Origin of the sequence: Nocardioides sp. Soil777, from assembly GCF_001428425.1 — a bacterium.
GTDB lineage: Bacteria > Actinomycetota > Actinomycetes > Propionibacteriales > Nocardioidaceae > Nocardioides > Nocardioides terrigena.
Window position 1 is genome coordinate 48,326 of sequence record NZ_LMSN01000021.1, and the last position, 24,627, is coordinate 72,952.

Annotated in this window: 23 protein-coding genes; 19 read left to right on the plus strand and 4 right to left on the minus strand. The window is 69.0% G+C overall.

The features are described 5' to 3' along the window. Window positions 1-59: 59 nt before the first annotated feature. A complete protein-coding gene (locus tag ASG88_RS21630; RefSeq protein WP_056889539.1) occupies window positions 60-1,562 on the minus strand; it encodes a class I adenylate-forming enzyme family protein in 1,503 nt (500 codons plus the stop codon). 12 nt (window positions 1,563-1,574) lie between these two features. Beyond that, window positions 1,575-1,871, minus strand: coding sequence for a hypothetical protein (locus ASG88_RS21635; protein ID WP_056889540.1), 297 nt, complete (start codon window positions 1,869-1,871; stop codon window positions 1,575-1,577). Between the two features lie 239 nt (window positions 1,872-2,110). On the opposite strand from ASG88_RS21635, the gene ASG88_RS21640 reads away from it, so the two are divergent. The 7 genes from ASG88_RS21640 to ASG88_RS21670 all read left to right on the plus strand — a co-directional run bounded on the left by ASG88_RS21640 (window position 2,111) and on the right by ASG88_RS21670 (window position 9,639). Further along, window positions 2,111-3,097: an enoyl-CoA hydratase/isomerase family protein gene (locus tag ASG88_RS21640; RefSeq protein WP_200956548.1), complete on the plus strand. Its 987-nt coding sequence runs from the start codon at window positions 2,111-2,113 to the stop codon at window positions 3,095-3,097. Between the two features lie 419 nt (window positions 3,098-3,516). Then, the gene (locus ASG88_RS21645) at window positions 3,517-4,383 is read left to right on the plus strand and encodes a CoA transferase (protein WP_162259887.1); all 867 of its coding nucleotides are present in this window, start codon (window positions 3,517-3,519) and stop codon (window positions 4,381-4,383) included. Then, window positions 4,380-5,711, plus strand: coding sequence for an amidohydrolase family protein (locus ASG88_RS21650; RefSeq protein WP_056889542.1), 1,332 nt, complete (start codon window positions 4,380-4,382; stop codon window positions 5,709-5,711). The genes ASG88_RS21645 and ASG88_RS21650 overlap by 4 nt, the downstream gene beginning before the upstream one ends. A 97-nt stretch (window positions 5,712-5,808) precedes the next feature. Beyond that, window positions 5,809-6,795 carry a DUF2889 domain-containing protein gene (locus ASG88_RS21655; protein WP_082600892.1) on the plus strand — a complete coding sequence of 329 codons (987 nt, stop codon included), beginning with the start codon at window positions 5,809-5,811 and terminating at the stop codon, window positions 6,793-6,795. Window positions 6,796-6,797: 2 nt separating this feature from the next. Then, window positions 6,798-7,904 (plus strand): acyl-CoA dehydrogenase family protein, encoded by a 1,107-nt coding sequence (locus ASG88_RS21660; RefSeq protein ID WP_056889544.1) that lies wholly within the window; start codon window positions 6,798-6,800, stop codon window positions 7,902-7,904. Window positions 7,905-7,932: 28 nt separating this feature from the next. After that, the gene (locus ASG88_RS21665; protein WP_082600893.1) at window positions 7,933-9,099 is read left to right on the plus strand and encodes an acyl-CoA dehydrogenase family protein; all 1,167 of its coding nucleotides are present in this window, start codon (window positions 7,933-7,935) and stop codon (window positions 9,097-9,099) included. 3 nt (window positions 9,100-9,102) lie between these two features. Beyond that, on the plus strand, window positions 9,103-9,639 hold the full coding sequence (locus ASG88_RS21670) for a DoxX family protein (protein ID WP_056889545.1): 537 nt from the start codon (window positions 9,103-9,105) through the stop codon (window positions 9,637-9,639). 93 nt (window positions 9,640-9,732) lie between these two features. Here ASG88_RS21670 and ASG88_RS21675 read toward each other — a convergent pair whose 3' ends face one another. Both ASG88_RS21675 and ASG88_RS21680 read right to left on the minus strand, forming a co-directional pair. Then, window positions 9,733-10,584 (minus strand): acyl-CoA thioesterase, encoded by an 852-nt coding sequence (locus ASG88_RS21675; RefSeq protein WP_082600895.1) that lies wholly within the window; start codon window positions 10,582-10,584, stop codon window positions 9,733-9,735. Beyond that, a complete protein-coding gene (locus ASG88_RS21680) occupies window positions 10,581-11,309 on the minus strand; it encodes a FadR/GntR family transcriptional regulator (protein WP_056889546.1) in 729 nt (242 codons plus the stop codon). The genes ASG88_RS21675 and ASG88_RS21680 overlap by 4 nt, the downstream gene beginning before the upstream one ends. Window positions 11,310-11,515: 206 nt before the next feature. Here ASG88_RS21680 and ASG88_RS21685 point away from each other — a divergent pair, with 206 nt between their 5' ends. The 12 genes from ASG88_RS21685 (at window position 11,516) to ASG88_RS21740 (ending at window position 24,624) form a co-directional block, all read left to right on the plus strand. Next, the gene (locus ASG88_RS21685) at window positions 11,516-12,955 is read left to right on the plus strand and encodes an NAD-dependent succinate-semialdehyde dehydrogenase (RefSeq protein WP_056889547.1); all 1,440 of its coding nucleotides are present in this window, start codon (window positions 11,516-11,518) and stop codon (window positions 12,953-12,955) included. 11 nt (window positions 12,956-12,966) lie between these two features. After that, complete coding sequence (gene folP, locus ASG88_RS21690; protein ID WP_056889664.1) at window positions 12,967-13,905, plus strand: dihydropteroate synthase; 939 nt, start codon at window positions 12,967-12,969, stop codon at window positions 13,903-13,905. Then, window positions 13,902-14,819 (plus strand): glucosyl-3-phosphoglycerate synthase, encoded by a 918-nt coding sequence (locus ASG88_RS21695; RefSeq protein WP_056889548.1) that lies wholly within the window; start codon window positions 13,902-13,904, stop codon window positions 14,817-14,819. The genes folP and ASG88_RS21695 overlap by 4 nt, the downstream gene beginning before the upstream one ends. Before the next feature lie 167 nt (window positions 14,820-14,986). After that, entirely contained in the window at window positions 14,987-16,033 is a 1,047-nt protein-coding gene (locus tag ASG88_RS21700; RefSeq protein WP_235534963.1) for a LacI family DNA-binding transcriptional regulator, read from the plus strand. Window positions 16,034-16,115: 82 nt separating this feature from the next. Continuing rightward, entirely contained in the window at window positions 16,116-18,431 is a 2,316-nt protein-coding gene (locus ASG88_RS22820) for a cytochrome P450 (protein ID WP_082600899.1), read from the plus strand. Window positions 18,432-18,476: 45 nt separating this feature from the next. Beyond that, window positions 18,477-19,451, plus strand: a complete 975-nt coding sequence (locus ASG88_RS21710; protein WP_056889550.1) for an aldo/keto reductase — start codon at window positions 18,477-18,479, stop codon at window positions 19,449-19,451. Window positions 19,452-19,543: 92 nt separating this feature from the next. Continuing rightward, complete coding sequence (locus tag ASG88_RS21715) at window positions 19,544-20,437, plus strand: alpha/beta hydrolase (protein WP_162259888.1); 894 nt, start codon at window positions 19,544-19,546, stop codon at window positions 20,435-20,437. 142 nt (window positions 20,438-20,579) lie between these two features. Then, window positions 20,580-21,338, plus strand: coding sequence for an SDR family NAD(P)-dependent oxidoreductase (locus ASG88_RS21720; protein ID WP_056889552.1), 759 nt, complete (start codon window positions 20,580-20,582; stop codon window positions 21,336-21,338). A 56-nt stretch (window positions 21,339-21,394) separates the two neighbouring features. Further along, the gene (locus tag ASG88_RS21725; protein WP_056889553.1) at window positions 21,395-22,399 is read left to right on the plus strand and encodes a sugar phosphate isomerase/epimerase family protein; all 1,005 of its coding nucleotides are present in this window, start codon (window positions 21,395-21,397) and stop codon (window positions 22,397-22,399) included. Window positions 22,400-22,407: 8 nt separating this feature from the next. Continuing rightward, window positions 22,408-23,166 carry a sulfite exporter TauE/SafE family protein gene (locus ASG88_RS21730; RefSeq protein WP_056889554.1) on the plus strand — a complete coding sequence of 253 codons (759 nt, stop codon included), beginning with the start codon at window positions 22,408-22,410 and terminating at the stop codon, window positions 23,164-23,166. Between the two features lie 22 nt (window positions 23,167-23,188). Then, window positions 23,189-23,581, plus strand: coding sequence for a tautomerase family protein (locus ASG88_RS21735; RefSeq protein ID WP_056889555.1), 393 nt, complete (start codon window positions 23,189-23,191; stop codon window positions 23,579-23,581). Beyond that, window positions 23,578-24,624, plus strand: coding sequence for a Gfo/Idh/MocA family protein (locus tag ASG88_RS21740; protein ID WP_200956549.1), 1,047 nt, complete (start codon window positions 23,578-23,580; stop codon window positions 24,622-24,624). Before ASG88_RS21735 ends, ASG88_RS21740 begins: the two co-directional genes overlap by 4 nt. The last annotated feature ends 3 nt before the right edge of the window (window positions 24,625-24,627 follow it).

The following is a 24,627-nucleotide window of genomic DNA, read 5'->3' on the forward strand; positions in this document are numbered from 1 at the left end:
GGCTGGCCCTTGCCGCGGAGCCCGCGACGTGAGGTTGTGGCAGCCCCCTGGCAGGCGGCTCAGCCTTGGGGTACGAGGTGCCCGGCAACCAGCTCGCGACGCAACACCTTGCCGGTGGCCGTGACAGGAAGGTCGGAGAGGAAGCTGACCATGTCCGGTGTCTTGGATCCTCGCAGGCGGGACCGGACGTAGGCCCGCATCTCCTCCACCGTGAGGTCGTGGCCGTCGTGGAGCACGACGAACGCGGCGATGCGCTGGCCCCACTCGTCGTCAGGGATGCCGGCGACTGCGCACTCGCGCACCGCCTCGTGGCTGATGATGACGTCCTCGATCTCGGCCGGTGCGATGTTCTCCCCGCCACGGATGATGGTGTCGTCGGCGCGGCCCTGGACGAAGATGTAGCCGTCCTCGTCGAGGAATCCGCGGTCGCGTGTGGGGAACCAGCCGTCAGCAGACAGTCGGCTTCCGCCCTCGAGGTATTCGCCGGCGATCTGTGGCCCGCGGACCATGATGTCGCCGACGATGCCGGGATCGCAGGGCGCGCCGTCGAAGTCGTGGATCTCGATCGTGACATGCGGCAGGGCCCTGCCGACCGAGCCGAGACGGGCGCGGACGAACGGGTCCGCGCTTGCGGCGGCCTCACGGTGGTCCTCCGGGCCGAGCACGGCGATGGACGACGATGTCTCCGTGAGGCCGTAGGCGTTGACGAACCCCGTGTCAGGGAAGAGCGTCAGGGCATCCGCGATGACGCTCGCCGCCACCTTGGCGCCGCCGTACGACAAGGACCTCAGGGACGGGGGAGCGGGTGTCCCTGTGTCCTTGAGCTCCTGGATGATTCGGGACAGCATCGTGGGCACGACCATGCCGTTGGTGATCCGCTCCTCGCGCACCACGTCGAGCCACTGGGCCGCCGTGAAGTGGTCGAGGTAGACGATTCGCCTCCCGGCGTACAGGTTTGAGAGCAGGTTGGCCACGGCGGCAATGTGGTACGGCGGCACGCTGACGATGGTGGCGTCGGCGTCCTCGGCGGAGGCGAACTCCACAGACCCCAGGATGTACGACGTGAGGTGGTGGTGTCGCAGCACGGCACTCTTCGGCGCGGCCGTGGTCCCGCTCGTCATGAGCAGGATCGCGACCGACTCCGCGTCGGCCGGCACGAGCTCGTTGTCGGCCGCGGAGGGGACGGTGCGGGCCATGAACTCCTCGAGGGAGATCTGCGCGAGGTCGGGGTTCGTCGCGGCGACCCGGGCCGGGTCGTCGGTGATCACGAGGGCCGACGTCTGACGCCCGAGAATCTCGCCCAGCTGATTATCGCTGAGCCGGTAGTTCACCGGCAGGAACGGCACGTGCGCCGCTGCTGCCGAGAACAGGGCCACCGGGAACGTGGAGTTGTTGCCACCGAGGTAGACAACCGTGGAGACGTCCAGGTCACGCAACAAGGCGCCGCCGGTTGCGGCACGTGCGCGAAGCTCGGCGGCGGTGAGTCCGCCCGAGCGGCTGCCGATGAGGACGCGATCGCCCATGCCGGCGCCGACCATGTCCAAGAGGGTGAGCAGGTCCATCGAAGTCTCCGGTCAGTCCGAGGCGGGCAGTGGTTTGGCGGACTTGAGCACCAGCTCTTCGCCGGCAAACGTCAAGGGCCCAGGGCCGGGCTTGACGCAGAGCAGCTCGAGACCTGAGGCCTCGTGCGTGTACCTCTTGCCGAGGGCGACCATGGGGCCGTCGGTCGCACTGCCCGTGTCGAGGGAGGCATCAACCGTCATGGCCTGCCCCGCGCACAGCACAGAGCCGGTCGCACTGGGCGCGCGCACGACGACGACCTCGCACGGCGACGATGCGGTACGCAGGTGTGCGCCGGTGGTAAGTGACATGGGAACCCTCCTCCTGGGCGGGACGGCAAACCCGTCCGATGATGTGGTGGCCGTCACACCCGGCCTTGTCATAGGGTATGCGGTAACCCATTCGATAGGGAAGACCTATCTAGGCAATTCATCTAACTAAATGTACTCGCACTCGAATCGGTGGGCAAGGAGGGATCGCCATGAGGACCAGGGCAGGTCGCGAGACCAGCAGCGCTGTGTCGCCGAACGACCTTGCGCACCGTGCTCTGGTGGGCTCCGACGGGTCTCTCGACCAACCGGCGGTTGCGTGGGACGTGGTCGACCTCGCCGGCATGGGACCCGACGTCCTGGAGCTGCTCGATCAGGGTTCCAGGCTCTTGGTCGGCGTGGCCCGAGCACCGCTCAGCCCTGCCGAGCAGGCGGTGGCGGAGAGGCTGGACCTCACCTTCGCTCCTGAGGGGGCCGCCGACCTCCCCCCCTCAGTGGTCCCGGTTCCGGATCCCAGCATCGCAGCGCAGGACCTCCTCGAGGCTGTGGCGGCGCACCCGATGGCTGCGCTGACCCTGCGTTCGTTGCTGAGGCTGAACTCCGGGCTCGACGGCGACCAAGGGCTGCTGGCGGAGTCCTATGCGTATTCGATGTTGCTGGCCGGGCCGGAGTTCGCGGCCTGGTTGGGCGCGCGCGGGCGCAGGATCGTTCCGCCGCCAGGTCACGACCTTGTTCGCGTCCAGCGTCACGACGGCTGGCTCGACATTGCGTTGACCCACCCGGAGCGACGCAACGCATACAGCGCGCGACTGCGAGACCAGCTCCACGAGTCGCTCCGGATCGCGGTCGCCGACCCGTCCGTCACCCGGGTCACGCTGCACGGGGATGGCCCGGGCTTCTGTGCCGGCGGCGACCTCGACGAGTTCGGTACGACATCTGATCCGGTCTTCGCGCACCTCGTGCGAACGACGGCCGGTGCGGCGGGCACGCTCGAGGTGCTCCGGCCGAGGCTCGAGGTACGGGTCCACGGGGCGTGCATAGGGGCGGGCGTCGAGCTCGCAGCGTTCGCCGCCCGCGTCGAGGCCGACCCGGGTACGACTTTCCGACTGCCCGAGCTCGCGATGGGGCTGATCCCGGGGGCAGGAGGCACGGTCAGTGTCACGCGCCGTATCGGCCGCTGGCGCACCGCCTACCTGGGGTTGAGCGGCGCGACCATCGGTGCAGTGCGGGCAGAGCAGTGGGGCCTCGTCGACGAGATCACCCCATGACGTCTCCGGACCAATCGCGTGCGCGTGAGGTGGCGGCGCGCTGTGGTGTGATGGCGCTCACCGGGACGGCCGGCGGTGCGCCGCTGAGCGTCCCGGACGGTGTCGTCCTCTCGGCCCAAAGGGCGGCGGACGCGATCCGCGGGCTCTCGCTCGGCGCCGTACGCCTCGACGGGCCTGCTCTCCTGGGTGAGCGCGCCGCCTCGGAGGGCCTGAGTCGCAGTGCACCTTGGTCCGTCGGCGGACGATGCCGTGCCCTCCGGGCCGTCGATGGCTGGCTGGCAGTCTCGTTGTCTCGGGAGTCGGACCTCGAGTCGGTGCCCGCTGTCGTGGGCGACGACGCGATCACCGATCCGTGGAGGGCGTTGGAGGGCTGGGTCGCTCGTCGAGCCACGGACGAGGCGGTCGCCCGGATCAGGTTGTTGGAGATCCCCGCCTCAGCCATCCCGGCCAGCGGCGCGGAGCAGCACAGCACGGAAGGGATCGTTGCGAGACGACTCGACGGTGCTCCCGATCTTGTCGGAGCCGAGCGGTCGGACCCGCGGCCCTTGGTGGTCGACCTGTCGTCCCTGTGGGCGGGGCCCCTGTGCGCCCACGTGCTGGGCCTGGCCGGCTACCGCGTGGTCAAGGTGGAATCGGCAGACCGGCCAGACGGCGCGCGGCGCGGCAGTCCGGCGTTCTTCGACCTCCTTCACGCCGGGCACGAATCCGTCGTCCTGGACTTCACGACCGACGCCGGCCTCAGAAGTCTGCGCCTGCTGCTGGCTCGTGCCGACGTGGTCATCGAGGCATCCCGCCCACGTGCTCTGCGCGGGCTCGGCATCACCCCCGAGCCCCTTCTGCGCCCCGGCGGCGTCTGGCTGGGCATCACTGCGCACGGCAGATCGGGTAACGAAGCCCGCCTGGTCGGCTTCGGCGACGACGTGGCGGCCGGATCCGGGGCGTGGGTGGTCGACCCGGCCACCGCGATGCCGGTCCCATCCTGCGATGCGGTGGCCGACCCGCTGACCGGTCTGCACGCCGCGAGGGCCGTGCTGGAAGCCCGGCACGGTGGCGGTCGCTGGTTCCTCGACGCGGCCATGTCGAGGGTCACCGCCGAGGCGGTCGGACGACACTGCACGCCGGTGGCCAGGGCGGCCACCTGGCGTGAGGGGGAGTGGTGGTCGGCCGCGGTCGGTGGTGTGCCGATAGCTCAGCCCTGTGCCCGTCGACCGATGGGGCGCTCGGCCGACTTCGGTCGGCACACCACGGCAGTCCTGGGCGAGCTCGAAGGTGCAGGACACCGGTGACCTCGGGGGCCCTGGTCGTCCGGCGCGGCGAGGTCGGCGGGCGAATCGTCGACGTGGTCATCGTGGGTGGCCAGATCCTCCGGATCGGTGCCGACCTGGAGGCGCCAGTCGGTGCGCGGGTCGTCGATGCTCGAGGGGGTGCCGTGCTGACCGGCCTCGTCGACCACCACATCCATCTCTTCGCCACCGCTGCTGCGGACCAGTCCGTCGACGTCTCTGGTGGCGACGGGCTGGCGAGGATCGGACGTGAGTCCGGCGGCGGCTGGTTGCGCGTGATTGGCGCCGCGACGGAGCTGAGCCGATCTGATCTGGATGCGCACGCTCCGGAACGACCGGTACGGGTGCAGCATCGAAGCGGCGCGCTGTGGACCCTGAACTCGGCTGCGATCGCCGAGCTCGACCGAGCTGCATCGGATCCGTCCAACGTCGGCGGACTCTCGCCCCTGGAGCGCCGCACAGGCCAGCTCTGGCGGGCCGACGAGCGACTACGTGCGATGGTGCCGACCGCTGACCCGCCAGATGTGGCGGCGCTCGGGCGCCGGCTTGCCGCCCGCGGTGTGACGACGGTGGTCGACGCCACGCCGACGATGAGCGAGCAGTCCCTGGCTCTGCTGCGGGACCAGCTGCCGCAACGCGTTGTCGCCCTCGGCACCGATGCAGGCCCAGCGCCGAGGAAGGTGGTGCTGGGGGACCACGCGTTGCCGTCCCTCGCCGACCTTGTCGCGACGTTCGACGCCGTGCACCGCGCCGGACGCGGAGTGGCGCTGCACTGTGTCACTCGGGAATCGTTGGTGCTCGCAGTCGTCGCGCTCAAGACGGCGGGTGCGTTGACCGGCGATCGGGTGGAGCACGCTGCCGTCTGCGATGACGCCATGGCCTCCGACCTGGCCGAACTGGGAGTCGTCGTGGTCACCCAGCCGTCGCTGGTCCACCGACGAGGTGACGACTACTTGTCTGATTGCGACCTCGCGGATCGGCCCCTTCTGTGGAGGCATCGCGGGCTGCTGGACGCCGGGGTCCGCGTGGCGCTGAGCAGTGACGCGCCGTACGGCGACCCCGATCCCTGGCGAACGGTGTGGGCTGCGGCCACACGTCTCACCACGGGCGGTGCGGTGCTGGGTGAGGAGGAGTCAGTGGCTCCGATCGTTGCGCTGGAGGCGATGCAGACGCACCCGCTGGACCCTGGCGGTGCACCGCGCCGTCTCCTGGAAGGGGACGTCGCTGACCTTTGTGTCCTGGACCGGCCTCTCGCGGCCGCCGTCGAGGACCCGCTGTCAGTGGTTGTCCGGTGCACGGTCGCGCACGGCGAGGTGGCCTTCATGGAGTGAAGCCCTTTCTGGGCAATCAACTCAAAGAGGTATATGATTGTGGTGACTCGCTGAGCGTCAGCGTCCGATCCCTACGGATCGTCCTCTGGGGGGTGACATGACCATCGACCGACTCGCCGCATCGGGTTCATCTTCCCTGCGACGAACCACCACCGTCGACGCGTGCGCCGATGGCACGTGGCAGCACGGAGTCCGCTTGACGGGCCGGGGACGCGACCTGATGACCGATGCCGATGGCTCCAGCTGGTCGCACGCCACCCGGGAGCTCGTTGCGCGGGTCGACTCTCGCGGCAGGCTGCTCCCCGACTCCACCACGGGAGCTCCCACGGTCCCGGCCGGGCTGGCGGGCGTCACGGCCCGACAAGGCTTCCGCCGGGCCTTGGGCGAACACCTCGAGCGGACCGGTGAGGCGGGCGGTCTGGAGGCCGCACTGCTCGACGAGATGCCTGGCATGCAGATCATTTCCGGGTACGCGCAGGTGCACGAGCTGTCCTCGGACAGACCAATGCCGCGCAGTGGGCCCGGGCTCGGGGTGTGCACCGGCTGGAAGGCCGACGGCTACGCCGCGTCGCACTCGGGTGCCGTCGTCGACATGCTGTCCGACCGACCTGCGGCGGGAGATCTGGTCGGACAGGACGACCGCGTGTGGCACCAGGATCCGTCGCCGCCGCACTCCAGCATGAGGAGGCGCCGCCTGGTGGAGATCACGCCTGGTCCGGAGACCTGGGTGTACGCCTACTTCCGCGACACCTACACGGACGCGGCCGGATCCGAAGTGATCGTGCACGAGTACGAGGTGGACGCTCGCGTGGGCGGGACCCCGATCGCCGTGCTTGACCTCGAAGCGCGCCCCGGTGCCCTGCCGCTGCCCGACTGTCCGGGCGCAGCCCCCGGCGTGCTCCGGCTCCGCGGCGTCCGCCTGGACGGTTTCGAGGCCACCGTCCGCAGGATGCTCACCGGCCCACAGGGCTGCACACACCTGAATGACCTGTTGCGAACCCTTCGCCTGGTCGAGCCCCTCACCGAAACCTTCCGCATGGCGCGTCAAGAGCGAAGCGGAGCACAGAAGGAGACCACACCGTGAACGTGACGACAGACGAGCTGCGTCGGTTCCTCGACGATCACCTGCCGGTCTTCCAGGCTGAATGGGGGGACGACCCGCCGTTCGAAGCACGACTGGCCTGGCAGGGGATCCTCCAGTCGGGACGCTGGGTGGCACCCCAGTGGGCGGAGGAGCACGGCGGGCGCGGGCTGGACGTGGTCACCGCCCTGGCCTGCAGCGAGATTCTCGCGGAGTACGGCGCACCGAGCACGGCCGGCATCTACGGGGTCGCCAACGTGGGGCCCACCATCGCCCAGTGGGGCAGCGAGGAACAGCGGTCGCACCTGACCGGGATCCTCGAAGGGACCGAGATCTGGTGCCAGGGGTTCAGCGAGCCGGGCACCGGCTCCGACCTGGCCGGACTCCAGACTCGCGCCGTCCTGGACGGTGACGAGTTCGTCATCGATGGTCAGAAGATCTGGACCTCCGACGGTGCTCGGGCCGACTACATGCAGCTCCTGGTGCGAACCGACCCCGATGCGCCGAAGCACAAAGGGATCTCGGCCCTGCTGATCCCGCTGGACACCCCAGGCGTCGAGCGCAACCCGATCACGCAGATCACGGGTGACTCCGACTTCGCCGAAGTGTTCTTCACCGGCGTTCGGGTTCCGCGCAGCTGCCTGTTGGGGCCGATCAACCAGGGGTGGCAGGTGACCATGACCACCCTCGGGCACGAGCGCAGTGGTGTGGTCACCCATGCCTCGAAGGTCCAGCGCGAGGTGGAGGAGCTGGTCGAGTCGTTGAGCTTTGCCAACACTGGTCAGGAGCTCAGCCCCGAGCTGTGTGACGAGCTCGTGCAGCGATATGTCGAGGGCCGCGTCGTCGGCGTGCTCGGCCAACGATCCCTCGAGTCCATCAAGGCAACGGGCCAGCCCGGTGCCGAGCAATCGATCATCAAGCTCGAGTGGAGCCTGTTCGGTCAACGACTCGCTCGTACTCGGCTCGCGCTCGGTGGTGTGGACGCAATCGCCGGTGACGACGGTGACCTCGTCCATGGCTACCTCCAGGCGCGCTCATCGACCATCGCCGGAGGTACTACCGAGGTGATGAAGAACATCCTCGCTCAGCGCGTACTGGGCCTTCCGGCATGACCCGTCACCACCACCTCAAGGAGCACTGATGGACCACGACCTCTCACCCGAGGCCAACACCCTGCGTGACATGGTGCGGGCATTCCTGGAACGCAAGTCGTCGGAGAGCGACGTGCGGCGCGTCATCGAAACTGGCATGGGCCGCGACGACGACGTGTGGCAGCAGATGGCAGTCCAGCTCGGCCTCCAGGGCCTGCTGGTGCCCGAGGAGCTGGGCGGACAGGGAAGCTCGTTCGTCGAGGTCTCCGTCGTTCTCGAGGAGCTGGGTCGTTCCCTGTTGCCGGGTCCGTTCTTCTCCAGTGCCGTGCTGGCCACCAGTGCCCTGCTGGCCACCGACGACGCAGCAGCACGCGAGCTCCTGGGCGAGCTGGCCTCCGGGCAGCGAGTTGCCACGGTGGCGTTCAGCGAGGGTGTGACGGGTCGACCCGATGAGTCGACCGTCGTCGCCCGTGAGGCTGACTCCTCGTGGGTGCTCGACGGGCAGATCGACATCGTGCTCGACGCCCAGGCGGTCGACGTGCTGCTTGTCGTGGCCCGCACCGGACGGGACGTCGGCCTGTTCACGGTGCCGGCGAGCGAACACGGCGTCTCGATAACGCCGCTCCGGACGCTGGACCAAACGCGCCAGGCCGGCCGCGTCGAGCTCACCGACGTCGTCGCACGGTGCGTGGGCAGGAACTTCGCGGAAGCACAGCGGCACGTGCTGTCGCTTGCCGCGGCCGGCCTCGCAGCCGAGCTGGCGGGAGTCACCCAACGAGTGCTGGAGATGGCGGTGGACTACGCGAAGCTGCGCGAGCAGTTCGGGGTGCCGATCGGGTCATTCCAGGCGGTCAAGCACCTGTGTGCCGAGATCTTCTGCACCGCGGAGTCGGCAACCGCGGTGGCCCGTCACGCTGCCCGTATGGCCAGCGACGAGCCCGCGTCGCTGGCCCTAGCGGCCAGCCTCGCGAAGGCCTACGCCAGCCAGGCCTGTGCCGAGGCGGCTGAGAAGAACATCCAGATACACGGTGGCATCGGGTACACGTGGGAACACCCAGCTCACCTCTACCTGCGCAAGGCCAAGGCCGGCGAGATGCTGTTCGGTGACTCTGCTCGGCACCGCCAGAACCTGGGCGGGCTCTTGGGGCTGACCGCAGGCGCCGAAGTCGTCTCGATCGCAGGCGCCGTGGTCCTCGATCAGCGGGTGGGGGTCTGACCGATGGACGCACAGGACTTCGCGCTGCTGATCGTGCGCCTGACTCTCGGTGCGACCATGATCGCGCACGGGCTGAACCACTGGATCGGCGGAGGAAAGATCGCTGGTACGGCGGGCTGGTTCGAGGGACTGGGGTTGCGCCATGGACGGCTCCAGGCTTGGGCCAGTGTGGTGACAGAGATCGGCGCGGGTGCGCTCCTGATCGTAGGACTGCTCACGCCGTTGGCGTGCGCCGCCGTGGTGAGCGTGATGTCAGTGGCCGGGGTTCTCGCCCACCGACAGAACGGCTTCTTCGTCTTCAAGGACGGCTACGAGTACGTCCTGGTCCTCGCCGTCGTCGCCCTGGCCGTGGCGATCACCGGGCCGGGCGCGGTCTCTCTGGACGACGCCCTCGACATCGTAGTGGCTGGATGGACCGGTGGCGCCGTTGCGTTGTCGGTCGCGCTGGTGGGGACGCTCGGACTCCTCGTGACCACGTGGAGACCCGTCGCCTCCACGGACGAACGAGACCTCGCCGGCGCCGACACGGTGTCAACCTGACCCTTCGCCCCGATGGCTGGGCTGGGCGGCGTGTCGAGGACGCGCCGCCGAACCGGTGCCCGAGACGCGCCGTGTGATCTCTGAAGGCGACGGTCAGGAGCTTCGGCGTCGTCTCAGGACGCCCTCCTGGGCGATCGAGGCGACAAGGTGGCCGGCCTGGTCGTAGATCTCGCCGCGGGTCAGGGCGCGACCGCCGTGAGCGATGGGGCTCTCTGTCTCGTGAAGCAGCCACTCATCGCCCCGGAAGGGACGGTGGAACCACATGGAGTGGTCCAGGCTGGCCATCATCACGTCGGGGGAGCCGGCCACGAGCGCGTGCGGCACGAGCGCAGTGACGAGCATGGTCAGGTCGGAGGCGTAGGCAACCGATCCCGTGTGGATGATGGGGTCTTCGGGCAGCGCGGAGTCGGCTCTGGCCCAGACGTGTCGAACGGGTCGGCCGGTCGTCCCCGGTGCGGCTCCGGCCGGGACGGGGCGCATGTCGATCGGATGCAGGAAGCCAGGCTGGAATCGGGTTGGCTCGAGATCCTCGGCGTGCGGGACCTGTCCGATCGGGCTCGGTGGTCGGTGCTCGACGCCCTCCTCGGACACGTGGAACGAAGCCGTGAGGATGAAGATGTCGCGGCCGTTCTGCCTGGCCACCACCTTGCGGGTGGTGTAGCTGCGACCGTCACGCACTCGCTCGACCAGGAAGACGATGGGCAGCGTCGGGTCACCGGACAGGAGGAAGTAGGAGTGAAGGGAGTGCACTGCCCGCCCTGCCTCGACGGTGCGGGAGGCCGCCATCAGGGACTGGGCGATGACCTGACCGCCGAAGACCTGCCGCTTCACGTCGTTGGGAGGCGGTCCCCGAAAGACCAGTGCGTCAACTTGTTCGAGGTCGAGCAGGTAAACCAGGCCACCGAGGGACGGCTGGACAGCCCCGTGCCCGGTCGCGGTCGTCACGGCCGATTGGAGGCAGAGTCGACGAGCGTCTTGCGGCGGTGGAGACGGGCGACCTTCTCCTGCAGCATGAACATCTGGCCCATCCAGAAGTTGGCGGCTTCATCGCCCTTGCCGTCGACCACCATGGCCATCACCTTGCGGACGGCTCTGGACGCTGAATCGTCGTCGGGGTTGCTTGAGAGGTCCTGCATGGAGTCCTCGAGCTCCTCACGGATGACCTCGGTGAGGGTGCCGTACAGCAACGATAGAGTGCGGTTCCCAGCCAGCTCGAAAAGCTGGACGAAGAAGCTCATCCAGATCTCGGCGCGCACTCGTGGATCCGTCAGCTCGGGTGTGATCTGGTCGATGGTGGCCAGCAGCTTCTTGGCCGATGAGGCGCGGTTCTTGTCCTGTGCCAGCAGGCGAAGGGCGAGTGGCTCGATGAGCGCTCGTGCCTCGAAGACGTCGCTGAGGAGGACACCGTCGAACTGCATGAGGAGCCCGAGGTAGCGGGCTGCGACGGTGACATCGGGCTTCATTGCCCGGGCGCCGCCCCGTGAGCCGCGTCGTACGACGATCAGCTTCTCGGACTCGAGGATCCGGAAGGCCTCACGCAGCGACGGACGCGATACGCCGAACTGCTCCATGAGGGTTGCCTCGCTGGGCAGGGGGTCGCCTTCGGAGATGTCCCCGCGGACGATCTGCATCCGAATGGCCTGTGCGACGACCTCAGCGGTCTTCGGCACGCGAACTCGTTCCATCGCCATCATCCCGCTCATGTGGACCCGTCCCTCTCGAGGTAATCTCTTGATAATACACCTGATTGTGCTTATACGTCGGATTGTGGACTGAGCCCGTCGACGGCGCTGTCCCAAGTGTACGGTGAGGGGGACCAATAGTTAGTTCTATAGGCTCCTGTTACTGATTATCTCCGCGGTAGGACGATGCGACGATGCTCTTCATCAATGGTTCATGGATGCCCGCCCAATCAGGCCACACCTTCTCGTCAACGGACCCCGCGACCGGCGAGGTCCTCGGCGTCGTGGCCGATGCGGGGCGCGCGGACGCCGTGCGCGCCCTTGAAGCGGCGCAAGCGGCCTTCGGGGAGTGGTCGCGCAAGACTGGCCACGAGCGATCGGCGGTCCTGTACCGGGCCTGGGAGCTCATGCTCGAGCGGCAGGAGGAACTCGCGAAGCTGATGAGCCGGGAACAGGGAAAGCCGCTGCGCATGGCGCGCACCGAGGTGCGATACGCCGCGGACTTCCTGCTCTGGTTCGCTGAGGAGGCCAAGCGCGTCTACGGCGAGACCATCCCGTCGGCGCGGGCGGACCAGCGGTTCCTCGTGATGCGCCAGCCGGTGGGTGTCGCGTCGGCGATCACTCCGTGGAACTACCCGATCTCCATGCTCACGCGCAAGATCGCTCCGGCGCTGGCGGCAGGATGCACGATCGTCGTGAAGCCGGCCGAGCAGACTCCCCTGTGTGCGATCGAGACGATTCGCGTGCTCGATGATGCTGGAGTTCCGTCCGGTGTGGTGAACCTGGTGCCGTCGTCGGATCCGGTCGAGGTGGGAGACGAGCTGGTCACCAACGAGGTTGTCCGCAAGGTGAGCTTCACGGGGTCGACGGAGGTGGGCCGGATCATCGCCTCCCGTGCGGCACACGGCATGAAGCGAGTGTCGATGGAGCTGGGCGGCCACGCCCCCTTCATCGTGTTCGACGACGCGGACCCGGTGCGCGCCGCCAAGGGTGCCGCCGCCCTGAAGTCGCTGAACTCCGGCCAGGCGTGCATCTGTGAGAACCGTGTCTTCGTGCACCGCTCGATCGCGCGAGAATTCACCGAGGTCCTGGTTGAGCGCATGGGGCGCATGAAGAGCGGGCACGGGTTGAGCGACGGCGTGAGCATCGGACCGCTCATCGATCTGGCCGCGATCGACAAGATGCAACGGCACGTCGACGATGCGGTCGCCAAGGGCGCCATCTGCGCGGTCGGTGGGAAGAGGCTCAAGGGCGAGGAATACGACGACGGGTATTTTTGGGCGCCGACGGTACTCACCGGTGTGGGCCCGGACATGCTGATCTATCGCGAGGAGACGTTCGGACCGATCGTCCCCGTGATCGAGTTCGACGATGCGGACGACGTGGTCGCCATGGCCAACGACACGACCTACGGGCTCGCGGCCTACGTATACACGCAGAACCTCGGTCGTGCCCTGAGGACGGCAGAGGCACTCGACTTCGGGATGATCGGGATCAACGACATCAACCCGACCTCCGCGGCTGTGCCTTTCGGTGGTGTGAAACAGAGTGGTCTCGGTCGCGAGGGGGCGCGTGAGGGACTGCTGGAGTACCTGGACACGAAGGTCTGCGGCATCTCGATGGAGGCTGTGTGATGCTCCGAGACATGGCGCCAAGCGGCGTGGGCTCGGCCCGTCCCGGCGCGGTAGCCGCTCCGACACTGCTTGTCGGCGGGAAGCGACTTGTCGTCGACACGACGCTGGTGATGGGTGTGGTCAACGCAAGCCCGGAGTCGTTCTCCGACAGCGGGAGGTTCAGCACGCTCGAGCAGCAGCTCGAGCTCGCCGCATCGCTCGTCGACGCGGGCGCGGACATCATCGACGTCGGTGGCCAGTCGGCGATCACCAACCAGCCAGAGCTCGATGCCGACCGCGAGATCGAACGGGTGGTGCCGATCATCGAGTGGCTGCACTCGTCGTACCCCCACGTGACGATCAGCGTCGACACCTACAAGCCGGCTGTGGTCGGCGCGTCCCTGGCGGCGGGGGCGTCGATCCTCAACGACGTGAGCGGTCTTCTCTACCCCGAGGTGGTGAGCTCGTGCCTGAAGCACGACGCTGCCCTCGTCATCATGCACACAGCGGCACGGCCCAAGGTCCGCCTCCAGGAGCAGGGGCTCTACGACGACGTGGGAGCTGAGGTCGCATGGTTCCTGCGCGACAGGATGGCTGCCGCTACGGCGCTCGGCCTCCCCGAGGAAGCAGTGATCGTCGATCCAGGCCCCGACTTCACCAAGACGCCCCACCAGACCGTGGCGGTGTTGCGCCGCATCCACGAGCTCCGCGAGCTGGGCCGCCCCGTGCTGCTCGCCTTGTCACGCAAGGACTTCCTCGGTGCGGTCACCGGACGGTCCCCGCGCGGGCGCGACGCCGCGACCCATGCGGCGATCGCCTACTTCGCGTCGACGCCCGGCAACATCGTGCGCGTCCATGACGTGGCCGCGGCCAGGGACGTGATCGCCACCGTCGAGACGCTCGCCGGCATGCGCGAGCTGTCGCCGGACTACCTCCTCCCGGATGAGATCAGGCACGAACCCGTCTCATGAACCGGGCCGCACAAGCGTGGTACCAGCGGCAGACCTCATCGTCGGGGGATTGGCCGCTGGAGCGGGTGCGGTCGCTCAAGGGCGACGCCACGGTAGCCGTGGTGATCCCGGCACGCGATGAAGAGGCGACCGTGGGTGGGGTCGTCCGCGAGATCGCCAGCGACCTCGCAGACCTCGTCGACGAGCTGGTCGTCATGGACTCATTGTCATCGGACGCCACGGCGGTGGAGGCGGCTGCCGCCGGCGCGACGGTCTGGTCCGTGGCTGACGTCAGGCCGGACCTGGGAGTGCGGTCGGGCAAGGGCGAGGCTCTGTGGAAGGCGCAGCTTGTCACCACCTCCGATCTCCTCGTGTTCGTAGATGCCGATCTCACTGGCTGGGGCACGCATTTCGTCACAGGTCTCGTCGGCCCGCTGCTCAGCGACCCGGAGACATTGCTGGTCAAGGGTTTCTACGATCGGGTCCTGGACATGGGGACGGGCGTCTCGTCCGAGGGTGGACGGGTCACGGAACTCGTGGCGCGCCCGTGGCTTTCAGTTCACCGGCCCTCGTTGTCGGCCGTGGTGCAGCCGCTGGCGGGAGAGTGGGCCATCCGACGTTCCCTGTTCGCGTCCTTGCCCGTGCCGGTGGGGTACGGCGTGGAGCTGGCGTCACTCCTCGACACCGAATCTCGACACGGGGTCGACGCGATAGCCCAGGTCGACTTGGGCCAGCGTGCGCACACGCATCAGAACCTGCACGACCTCGGGGCGATGGCCACCGAACTGCTGGCTGTCGCGGACCGTCGCCGGTCGGTGCCTTCCACCGATTCGCTCGACTCGGTCACCCTGACGCGACTGATGCGCGACCGCACGTGGACCGAACGCAGCGTCGTGACCACTGAACGCATGCCCGTTGAATCTTTGGAGGCGTAGGGCGTCCGCCCATCGTCGCCGCCAATCCGGACCGTGTGTAAGTCGGCGGGTGTCGCCCTGTTTCTCTCGGATGTTGGGGGCGTGTGGAAGTACGCTCTGCCGTCTCCCGGAGAGTCCCGGTAGCATCCACACATCCAGTTGAGTGCCGTCTGCGGAGGAGAAGATCCGTGCCGGAAGACGCACGACAGGACTGCCGTTCCCTAGCGGGACGCCAGCCCACCATGGGCGATATAGCAGCGCACCTGGGTATCTCGAGGCAGCTGGTGTCTCTGGTGCTGCGGGACCAGCCGGGAGCCAGCGCCGAGACGCGCCGGCGGGTGAAGGAGACCGCGAAGGAACTGGGGTACAGCCCGCACGTCGGTGCTCGGACGCTTCGACAGTCGGCCAGCAAGCAGCTTGGGGTGGTCTTCGCGCCCGCGCACGCAACGGAGCCCGACATCGTCCAGGCCATCTACCCGGCCGCGGCGGTGCACGGTCTCCAGGTGGTCCTGAGCGCCACGACGGCCACCCGCGACAGCATGCAGGCCGTGGAGGAGCTCCTTGGGTACCGCTGCGCCGCCCTCATTGTCATCGGGTCCGAGCTCGACGCCGTCGGGCTCCGGACTCTGGCGCGGCGGGCCAACGTGCCCGTGGTCGCGGTGGGCGCGGGGCGTCGTAACCGGACCCATGACGTCGTCCGTTCGGCGGGGGACGACGGGATCGCCCTGTGCGTGCGCCACCTCGTCGAGCTCGGGCACGACCGCGTCACCTACGTCCACGGCTCCTCGATGCCCCCGGCCTCCCTCCGGCTGGCGGGTTACCTCCGATCGGTGGAGGAGGCGTCCCTGCACCCGGACGTCATCGAGCTGGCGGGGGACTACACCGAGGAATGCGGTGCGAAGGCAGCCGGGCAGCTTCTCGGTCGGAGAACGCTGCCGACGGCCGTGGTGATGGGCAACGACCAGGCGGCCGTCGGGATGCTGCTCGCGCTGGCGCGTGCAGGTGTCTCGGTGCCCGAGGACGTGTCGGTGACTGGATTCGATGACAGCCGCTTCGCCGGCCTTGCCGCGGTCGACCTGACCACCGTGCGCCAGGATCCCGCGGATCTGGGACATCGGGCGGTCGAGGCGGCGTTGCGCAGGGTGCGTGACCCCGCGAGCAGTCCGCGGGAGTCCGTCACCGCAGTCAGCCTGGTGGTGCGGTCGAGCACGGCAGCCCCTCGTCAAATGTCTTGACAAAGTCTGGCCCTCGGGCTGACGATGGTGTTCTTCGTCACTAGCACGTGCTAGTGCGGCCGGACAGGAAGTGAGTCCCCTGATGTCGACGGACACCCAGCCAGCGGCTGCCCAGCCCAGCACGGCCCGGTCCACAGCCGTGCCCGCCGAGGCCCGAGGTGGTCTGGGCGTCTACTACGACCCGCTGTCCTACGCGTCGTACGACCACCCGTACGAGGTCTACGCCCAGCTGCGCGAGCAGGCGCCGGTCTACTACAACCCCCGGCGCGACCTGTGGGTCCTCTCGCGATATGCGGAGGTCAAGCAGTGCCTGGCCGATCACCAGCACTTCGTCAACGCGCTGGGCAACGACATGGACGGCACCCACGACTCCTACGGACCGGGCAACCTGATCGCCCTCGATGAGCCGCACCACTCCGTGATCCGTCAGGTCGTCCAGCCGTCGTTCGCAGGCCGGGGCATCCTCGCGCTGGAGCCGCAGATCCGCGAGCTGGCCCGAGAGCTGCTGCAGGGACTCCGGGCCCGCGGCGGCGGTGACCTCGCCGTCGAGGTAGCACTCCCGGTGGTCTTCGACGCGGGCCTGCGCTTCATCGGTGCGCCGGTGTCGGACAGTGCCTTCTGGCAGGAGCACCTGCTCCGGTCGATGGCCAGGACCGTCGGACAGTTCGGGTTGCCCGACGACGCCGCGGTCTCGAACCGCGAGGCGGAGGCGCACATCCACGAGGTGCTGGCGGTACGTCGCGCCGAGCTCGCAGCCGGTGCCGAACCCGGCCCGGACGTCATCAGCCAGATCCTGGTCGCCGGAGAACGCGAAGTCCTCGACGAGGCAGAGCAGGCCGGCCTGGCCCACCTGGTGCTCTCGGCCTCCACTGACGCGCCCGCCGCCCTGATCACCAACTGTGTCGCTCTCCTCGACAAGCTTCCCGCGATGCAGCAGCACCTGCGGGCGAACCCGGCAAAGGTGAAGGCGTTCGTCGAGGAGGCCCTGCGCTTCGACACCCCCGGCACCAACCTGTGCCGGCAGACGACGTCGGCCGTCACCATCGGCGGCGTCACCATCCCGGAGGACTCCCGGGTGATGGTGCTGCTCGGGTCCGCGAACCGTGACGCGTCGGTCTACGAGAACCCGGACCGGTTCGACATCGACCGCACGATCGCACCCGAGCACCGGATCCTGAGCTTCGGCGAAGGCATCCATGCCTGCATGGGCGCACCCCTGGCCCGACTGGTCACCCAGGTCGTCGTCGAGGAGCTGATCGCGCTGCTGGACGGGGTCGAGGTGCGGGTGGTGGGGAGCCCGGAGCGCTGGGTCAAGCAGATGGTCCGGGGATTCTCCAGCCTGCCGATCAGTTTCGTACCGGAGGGCGAGGTGCAGCGCACCACCAAGCCGCACGCGTCGACCGCGCACCTGGAGGAGGTGCAGCACCTCAGTACTCGGGTCACGCTCGCCACGCGCGAGCTGGAGACCGACGTCCGGGTCGAGTCGAAGGAGGTCGTCTCCGACGGCGTCGTCGCCCTGACGCTGCGTGCCTCGGACGGCAAGGCGCTGCCGCGGTGGGAGCCCGGATCGCACATCGACCTCATCATCTCCGGAGTTGCCACGCGCCAGTACTCCCTCTCCGGTGACCCGGCCGATACCAGCGTATGGCGACTCGGCATCCTGCGGGACGCGGCGGGCAGCGGGGGCTCGCTCCACGTGCACGACCGTCTGGCCGTCGGTGACGAGGTCAGGGTCCGCGGCCCGCGCAACAACTTCCCGCTCGTCGCCTCTCCCCGCTACGTGTTCATCGCCGGCGGCATCGGGATCACCCCGATCCTGCCGATGATCCGCGCTGCGGAGCAGGCCGGCGCCGAGTGGCAGCTGGCGTACGGCGGTCGCACGCGCAGCTCGATGGCCTTCCTCGACGAGCTCGCGGCGTACGGCGACAAGGTCGCGGTCCTCCCGCAGGACGAGGTGGGACTGCTCGACCTGCAGGGCCTCCTGGGTGTCCCGCTCGAGGACACGAAGGTGTTCTGTTGCGGGCCCGAGCCCCTCCTCAACGCCGTGGAGAACGCCTGCCAGGCCTGGCCCAAGCGCTCGCTCCACATGGAGCGCTTCGTGGCCAAGCCCCTCACGGAGCCGGTCCTCAAGGCTCCCTTCGAGGTGCACCTGGAGCGCAGCGGCATCACGCTCACGGTCCCGCCCGAGCAGTCGATCCTCGCGGCGATCGACCAGGCGGGTGTGGGCGTGCGGTCCTCGTGCGAGGAGGGGACGTGCGGCACGTGCGAGGTGCCGGTCCTCGAGGGGATCCCGGACCACCGCGACTCCGTCCTCGACGAGGACGACCGGGACGCAGGGCTCTGCATGATGATCTGCGTCTCCCGATCCTGCACCCCGCGACTCGTGCTCGACCTCTGACGCCACCACCACCCAGACCAGCAGACCACCAGGAATCGAGACAGCATGAAGTACCGAGACTTCGGCCGCACGGGATGGAAGGTGAGCGAGATCGCCTTCGGCGGGTGGCAGCTGGGCGGGCAGTGGGGCGAGGTGGACGACGAGGCATCGATCGCCACCCTGCTGCACGCGTTCGCCCACGGTGTGAACTTCGTGGACACGGCCGAGTTCTACGGAGACGGGCACAGCGAGGAGGTCATCGGTGAGGCCCTGCGGCGCTGGGACGGTGACACGATCTACGTCGCGACGAAGGTCCGACCGGTGCAGTGGCCGACCCCCGACGAGGACGACCCGCAGATGCGCGGGCGCTACCCCGAGTGGTACGTCCGGCAGAACGTCGAGCAGTCCCTGAAGCGCCTCGGTGTGGACCGGATCGACCTGTTCCAGCTGCACGGTTGGTTCCCCCAGGGCATCACCCAGCTCGACTGGCTCGAGGTACTCGGTGCCCTGCGGCAGGAGGGCAAGATCGATCGGATCGGCGTCTCCGTCCGTGACTATCGCCCCGAGGACGGGGTCGACCTGGCGCGCTTCGGACTCGTGGACTCGCTCCAGGTGGTGTTCAACATGTTCGAGCAGCGCCCCCGCGACGAGCTCTTCCCGGCGGGCCGGGAGGGTGGCTCGGGATTCATTGCCCGGGTGCCCTTCGACTCCGGCTCCCTGATCGGTCACTGGACGGAGGACACCTACGCCGGATGGCCCGAGGACTCCGTCCCCGCCTGGTTGTTCCGCGGGGACCGTTTCGCCGAGACCCTGCGTCGTGTCCGTGCGCTGAAGGAGCTGTGCGCGCCCTACTACCCCTCCTTGGCCGAGGCGGCCATGCGATACGCGTTGTCCTCGCCGGAGGTGTCCACCGTCATCCCCGGGATGCTCACTCCGGCGGAGGTCGACATGAACATCGCCTACTCCGACGGGGAGCCGTTCCCGGACGACCTACTGGCAGCCTTGGAGGAGCACGGGTGGCCCAGGAACTTCTACCAGTGACCGTCAGCTCCGATCCAGTCCCCAATGCGCAGGCTCGTGCCGTCCTTGACGAGCGGGCCCGGGCCGGCGGCCGCCCCATGCACGAGGCGACCGTGGCCGAGTCCCGGGCGGCCCAGTACGAGTGGGTGCCCTACATGGGGGCACGCGAGCCCCTCGCCGCGGTCGAGGACCGGTTCATCGCAGGACCCACCGCCGAGCTCCCCGTCCGGATCTACCGGCCGGACGTCGGGGGAGCCCTGCCGGCGCTGGTGGCGTTCCACGGAGGGTGCTGGATCGTGGGCAACATCGACCTCGTGGACCGTCCGTTCCGCGCGTTGGCCGCGGCGACGGGTTGCGTCGTGGTGGCCGTGAACTACCAGAAGGCGCCGGAGCATCCCTTCCCCGTGCCCCTCGATGACTGCCACGCAGGCTTCAGGTGGACGGTCGAGCACGCCACCGAGCTCGGGATCAACCCCGCCCGCGTCGGAGTGGTGGGGGACAGCGCTGGAGGCAATCTTGCCGCTGCCGTGTGCCTCAAGGCGCGGGACGACGGGCGTCCAGTGCCGGCTGTGCAGGTCCTCATCTACCCGGCGGTCGACTGGTCCTTGGACACGCCCTCCGCGCACGAGTGCGCCGACGGCTATGGCCTCACCACCCTCGACATGGCGTGGTCCTGGCGTCAGTACGCGCCCGAGGCGTCCACTCGCGACGACCCCCTGGTCAGCCCGCTCCGGGCGCCGTCGCTCGTCGGCCTGCCTCCAGCCGTGGTGGTCACCGCCGGCTTCGACGTCCTACGTGACGAGGGCATCGCGTACGCCGAGCGGCTGCGGGCCGACGGCGTTCCAGTCGCTCACCACCACTACCCGGGGACCATTCACGGGTTCTGGTGGATGCGAGCCGCCGTCGACGAGTGCGAGGAGATGTTGAACGACGTCGCCGTCGCCCTGCGCCGGATCGTCGACCTCGCCGAGGCCGATCCCGATGTGACCACTTCCACAGAATGTTAGAACAAAGTCTTGACATGACGGACCACCACGCAGTTCGCTGGGGCCGGCTGCCGCGGCGGCAGACCGCGACAGGGGAAGGACCCACGATGACCGACACCCCGGCTGGGCGGCTCTCCCTGCTCGTCCGACCGGTCGTCCGCCGATGACCCCGGAAGGCCGGCCGGTCGCCCTGGTCACCGGAGCGGGCTCGGGCATCGGGCGGGCCACGGCCTGCCGACTGGCGGTGGACGGGTACCGGCTCGTGCTGGCCGGTCGACGGGAGACCGCTCTGGCGGAAACAGCCGCACTGCTGGGCGGCACGGAATCCGTGGTCGTCGCGTGCGACGTCACCGACGTGAACGCCGTGGCGGCCATGATCGCCATCACGCGCGATACCTTCGGTCGCCTCGATGTGCTGGTGAACAACGCCGGCATCTCCCGCACGGCTGCCCTCGCGCAGGTCACGCTGAAGCTGTGGCGCGAGGTCATGGCCGCGGACGTCGAGTCGATCGTCCTCGTCAGCCAGGCCGCGCTGCCCGACCTGCTGGAGTCGCGGGGGAGCATCGTCAACGTCGCTTCCGTGGCGGGCCTGGGCGGTGACCCGGGGATGACGGCCTACAACGCCGCCAAGGGGGCCGTCGTCAACCTCACCCGGTCCCTGGCCGTCGAGCTGGCGCCCCAGGGCGTCAGGGTCAACGCCGTGGCTCCGTCCCTGACCGCGACCGATGCCGTGACCGACATCCCCGATTCCGACGTGGAGGAGTTCCACCGGCGGATCCCGATGGGCCGCAGCGCGGAGCCCAGCGAGGTGGCCGACGTGATCGCCTTCCTGGCCGGTCAGGACGCCCGTTTCGTCACCGGGGCAGTGGTCCCCGTGGACGGGGGGCTGCGTGCCTCCAGTGGCCAGCCGCCGCACCGCTGATCCACTCCCAAGGCACCGCCGCAGGGACCATCACCCACCCACCGAAAGGCTCCCTCATGAAGCTCGGCGTCTACACCGCCATCCTCCACGACCGACCGCTGCCCGACGCGCTCGACGTCATCGCGGGCCTCGGCCTGGACGCCGCTGAGATCAACGCCGGTGGCTTCCTGCCGCCCATCCACATCCCGATCGACGACATCCTGGTGAGCCAGTCCGCTCGTGACGACTACCTCGGCCTCTTCGACGAGAAGGGCATCACGCTCGCCGGCCTCAACGCCAACGGCAACCCGTTGCACCCGCATCCCGCCATCGGCCCCAAGCACGCCGACGACCTCCGCCGGGCGATCAGGGCGGCGGGCGCGCTCGGACAGACGCGCGTCGTGACGATGTCGGGTCTCCCCGGCGGTGAGCCCGGCGCGACCGTGCCCAACTGGATCGTCAACGCCTGGAACTCGGGCTCGCTCGACGTCCTCGACTACCAGTGGGACGAGGTTGGGGTGCCGTTCTGGCGCGAGATCGACGCCCTGGCGGCCGACCACGGCGTCACGGTCGCGATCGAGATGCACCCCCAGAACCTGGTCTTCAACCCACCGACGCTCAAGCGACTCGTCGAGAGGGTCGGCGCCACCCACGTGGGAGCCGAGATGGACCCCAGCCACCTGTTCTGGCAAGGCATGGATCCCATCGCCGCGGTGCGCTACCTCGGCCCGCTGGTGGTCCACGCGGCCGCCAAGGACGTGCGCATCAACACCGAGCACGCGCAGGTGTACGGCGTGCTCGACGAGCGGTTCCGGCGCCTGTCCCCGGACGAGGACCGGGTCAATCTCGGTGGTCACGAGTGGGTCAATGAGTGGCCCGCCGATGCTGCCTGGGACTTCGTGGCGCTGGGCCGGGGTCACGACGTCGCCTTCTGGACCGGGTTCGTTGCCGCCCTGCGCGAGGTCGACCCCGACATGGCGATCAACATCGAGCACGAGGACACTTCCCTCGGACGCATCGAGGGTCTCCAGGTCGCCGCCGACGTCCTCAGGAAGGCCGCTCAGGTCGACGCCCCCGCCTGAGCAGCACGATGCCGGAGCTGGGTGTCGCGGACTGGGTCGCGCTCGCGACGGCGGCAGCGATGGTGGGCTTCGCCAAGACGGCTGTCGGTGGCCTCGGCGCCGTGTCGGTCGCCCTCTTCGCCCTGGTCCTGCCCGCGCGCGAGTCGACGGGTGCCGTGCTGGCGCTCCTGCTCGTCGGGGACGTGATCGCGGTCGGGCTCTACCGCCGCCACGTCGAGTGGGCACACCTGCTGCGCCTGCTCCCGGCGGTCGTCCCGGGGTTGTGCCTCGGAGCGTGGTTCGTGGCCCGCGCCGACGAGGCACTCATGCAGCGGGCCATCGGGCTCGTCCTGCTCGCGATGGTGGTGGTCCAGGTGTCCGTGCGCACCCGCGGGGCTGGCATGGCGAGCATCCCGGTCCGCTGGCGGGGAGTGGTCCGTACGTCGGCGCCGCTCGCCGTAGGCGTGGTGGCGGGCTTCGCGACCATGACCGCCAACGCAGCAGGCCCCGTGATGATGCTCTACCTCCTGATGGCCGGCCTGCCCGTGCTTGCGCTGCTTGGCACCGGCGCCTGGTTCTTCTTCATCGTCAACCTCGCCAAGTTGCCCTTCAGTGCGGGACTCGACCTCCTCGACCGGTCGATGCTGCTGATGGACCTCGCGCTCGTGCCCGCGCTGGTCGTCGGGGCCGCCCTCGGGGCCCTGGTGGCCCACCGGATCCCCCGAAGGCGCTTCGAGGAACTGACCGTCGGCCTCACTGTCGTCGCCGCCGGTGCCCTGCTGATCTAACACAACCCACAGGAGACAGCCCATGCCACTCGTCCGGATCGACCTGCAAGAGGGCCGAAGTGCTACCGAGGTCCGCCGTATCGCCGACGTCGTCCAAGAGGTGATGCTCGAGGTCTTCGCGGCCCCACCGCGCGACCGCTACCAGATAGTCACCGAGCACCCCGTTGGCCACGTCATCGCCGAGGACACGGGCCTCGGCTTCGAGCGCACGGAGGGTGTGATGGTCGTCCAGATCTTCCAGCAGGGACGCTCCGACAGGCAGAAGCAGGCGGCGTACGCCGAGCTCGCCCGTCGCCTCGAGCAGGACTGCGGTGTCGCGCCGACTGACCTGGTCATCTCGGTGGTCGCCAACGAACGAGCGGACTGGTCCTTCGGGCTCGGTCGGGCGCAGTTCCTCGAGGGTGACCTGCCGTGACGTCGCCGTTGCGGCTGGGCCTCGTCGGGTACGGCGTCGGAGGACGCTTCTTCCACGCGCCGTTCGTCGAGGCCGCAGAGGGGGTGGAGCTGGCGGGCATCGTCACCCGGTCCCCGCACCGTCGCGACCTGGCGGCGCAGGACTGGCCCGGCGTGCCGGCGTACGACTCCCTGACGGACCTGCTCGCCTCGGGGGTGGACGCGGTGACCATCACCACGCCGCCCGAGACCCGACGCGCGCTCGTGCTGGAGGCGGTTGCCGCTGGGGTGCACGTCGTGGCGGACAAGCCCTTCGCACCGTCAGCGGAAGCGGCGCGCGAGCTGGTGAGGGCCGCGGTGGACGCGGGTGTCGTCCTCGACGTGTTCCACAACCGGCGGTGGGACGCCGACCTCCGGACGTTGGCTGCGGTCCTTGCCAGCGGTCGCCTTGGTGAGCTGTGGCGGGTGCACTCCCGCTTCGACCTGGACCAGCCCCACCTCCTCGAACCAGGACCCGACGGGGGACTGCTGCGCGACCTGGGCAGCCACCTCGTGGATCAGCTGCTCTGGCTGCTCGGTCCGGTCGAGTCGGTGACCGCTCACCTGGACTGGGTCGACCTCCCCGAAGGGCGGACCGACGCCGGCTTCGTAATCGACCTGCTCCACAGCAGTGGCGTCCGCTCCTTCGTGGAGTCCAGCAAGCTCAACCGTCTCCACCAACGCGAGCTGCGGGCCTACGGGAGCGCCGGCAGCTACCGGGTGCACAGCACCGACGTGCAGGCGGGCGCAGTCCTCGGCGGAGCGCGGCCGGCCGGGGACCTCGAGGGCTGGGGTCGTGACGCCCCCGCCCACTGGGGGACCCTGGCCATCAAAGCGGGGGAGGAGCGGGTGCCCTCGGAGCAGGGTCGCTACCACGACTTCTACACCCAGTTCGCGGCCGCCGTCCGCGGGGACGCACCCGAGCCAGTGCCCGCCGCCGAGGGGGTCCGGACGCTGGCGGTGCTGGACGCGGCCCGGGCCAGCGCCCTCGAGGGTCGGACCGTGCCGATCGAGCCTGCGACCTGATGA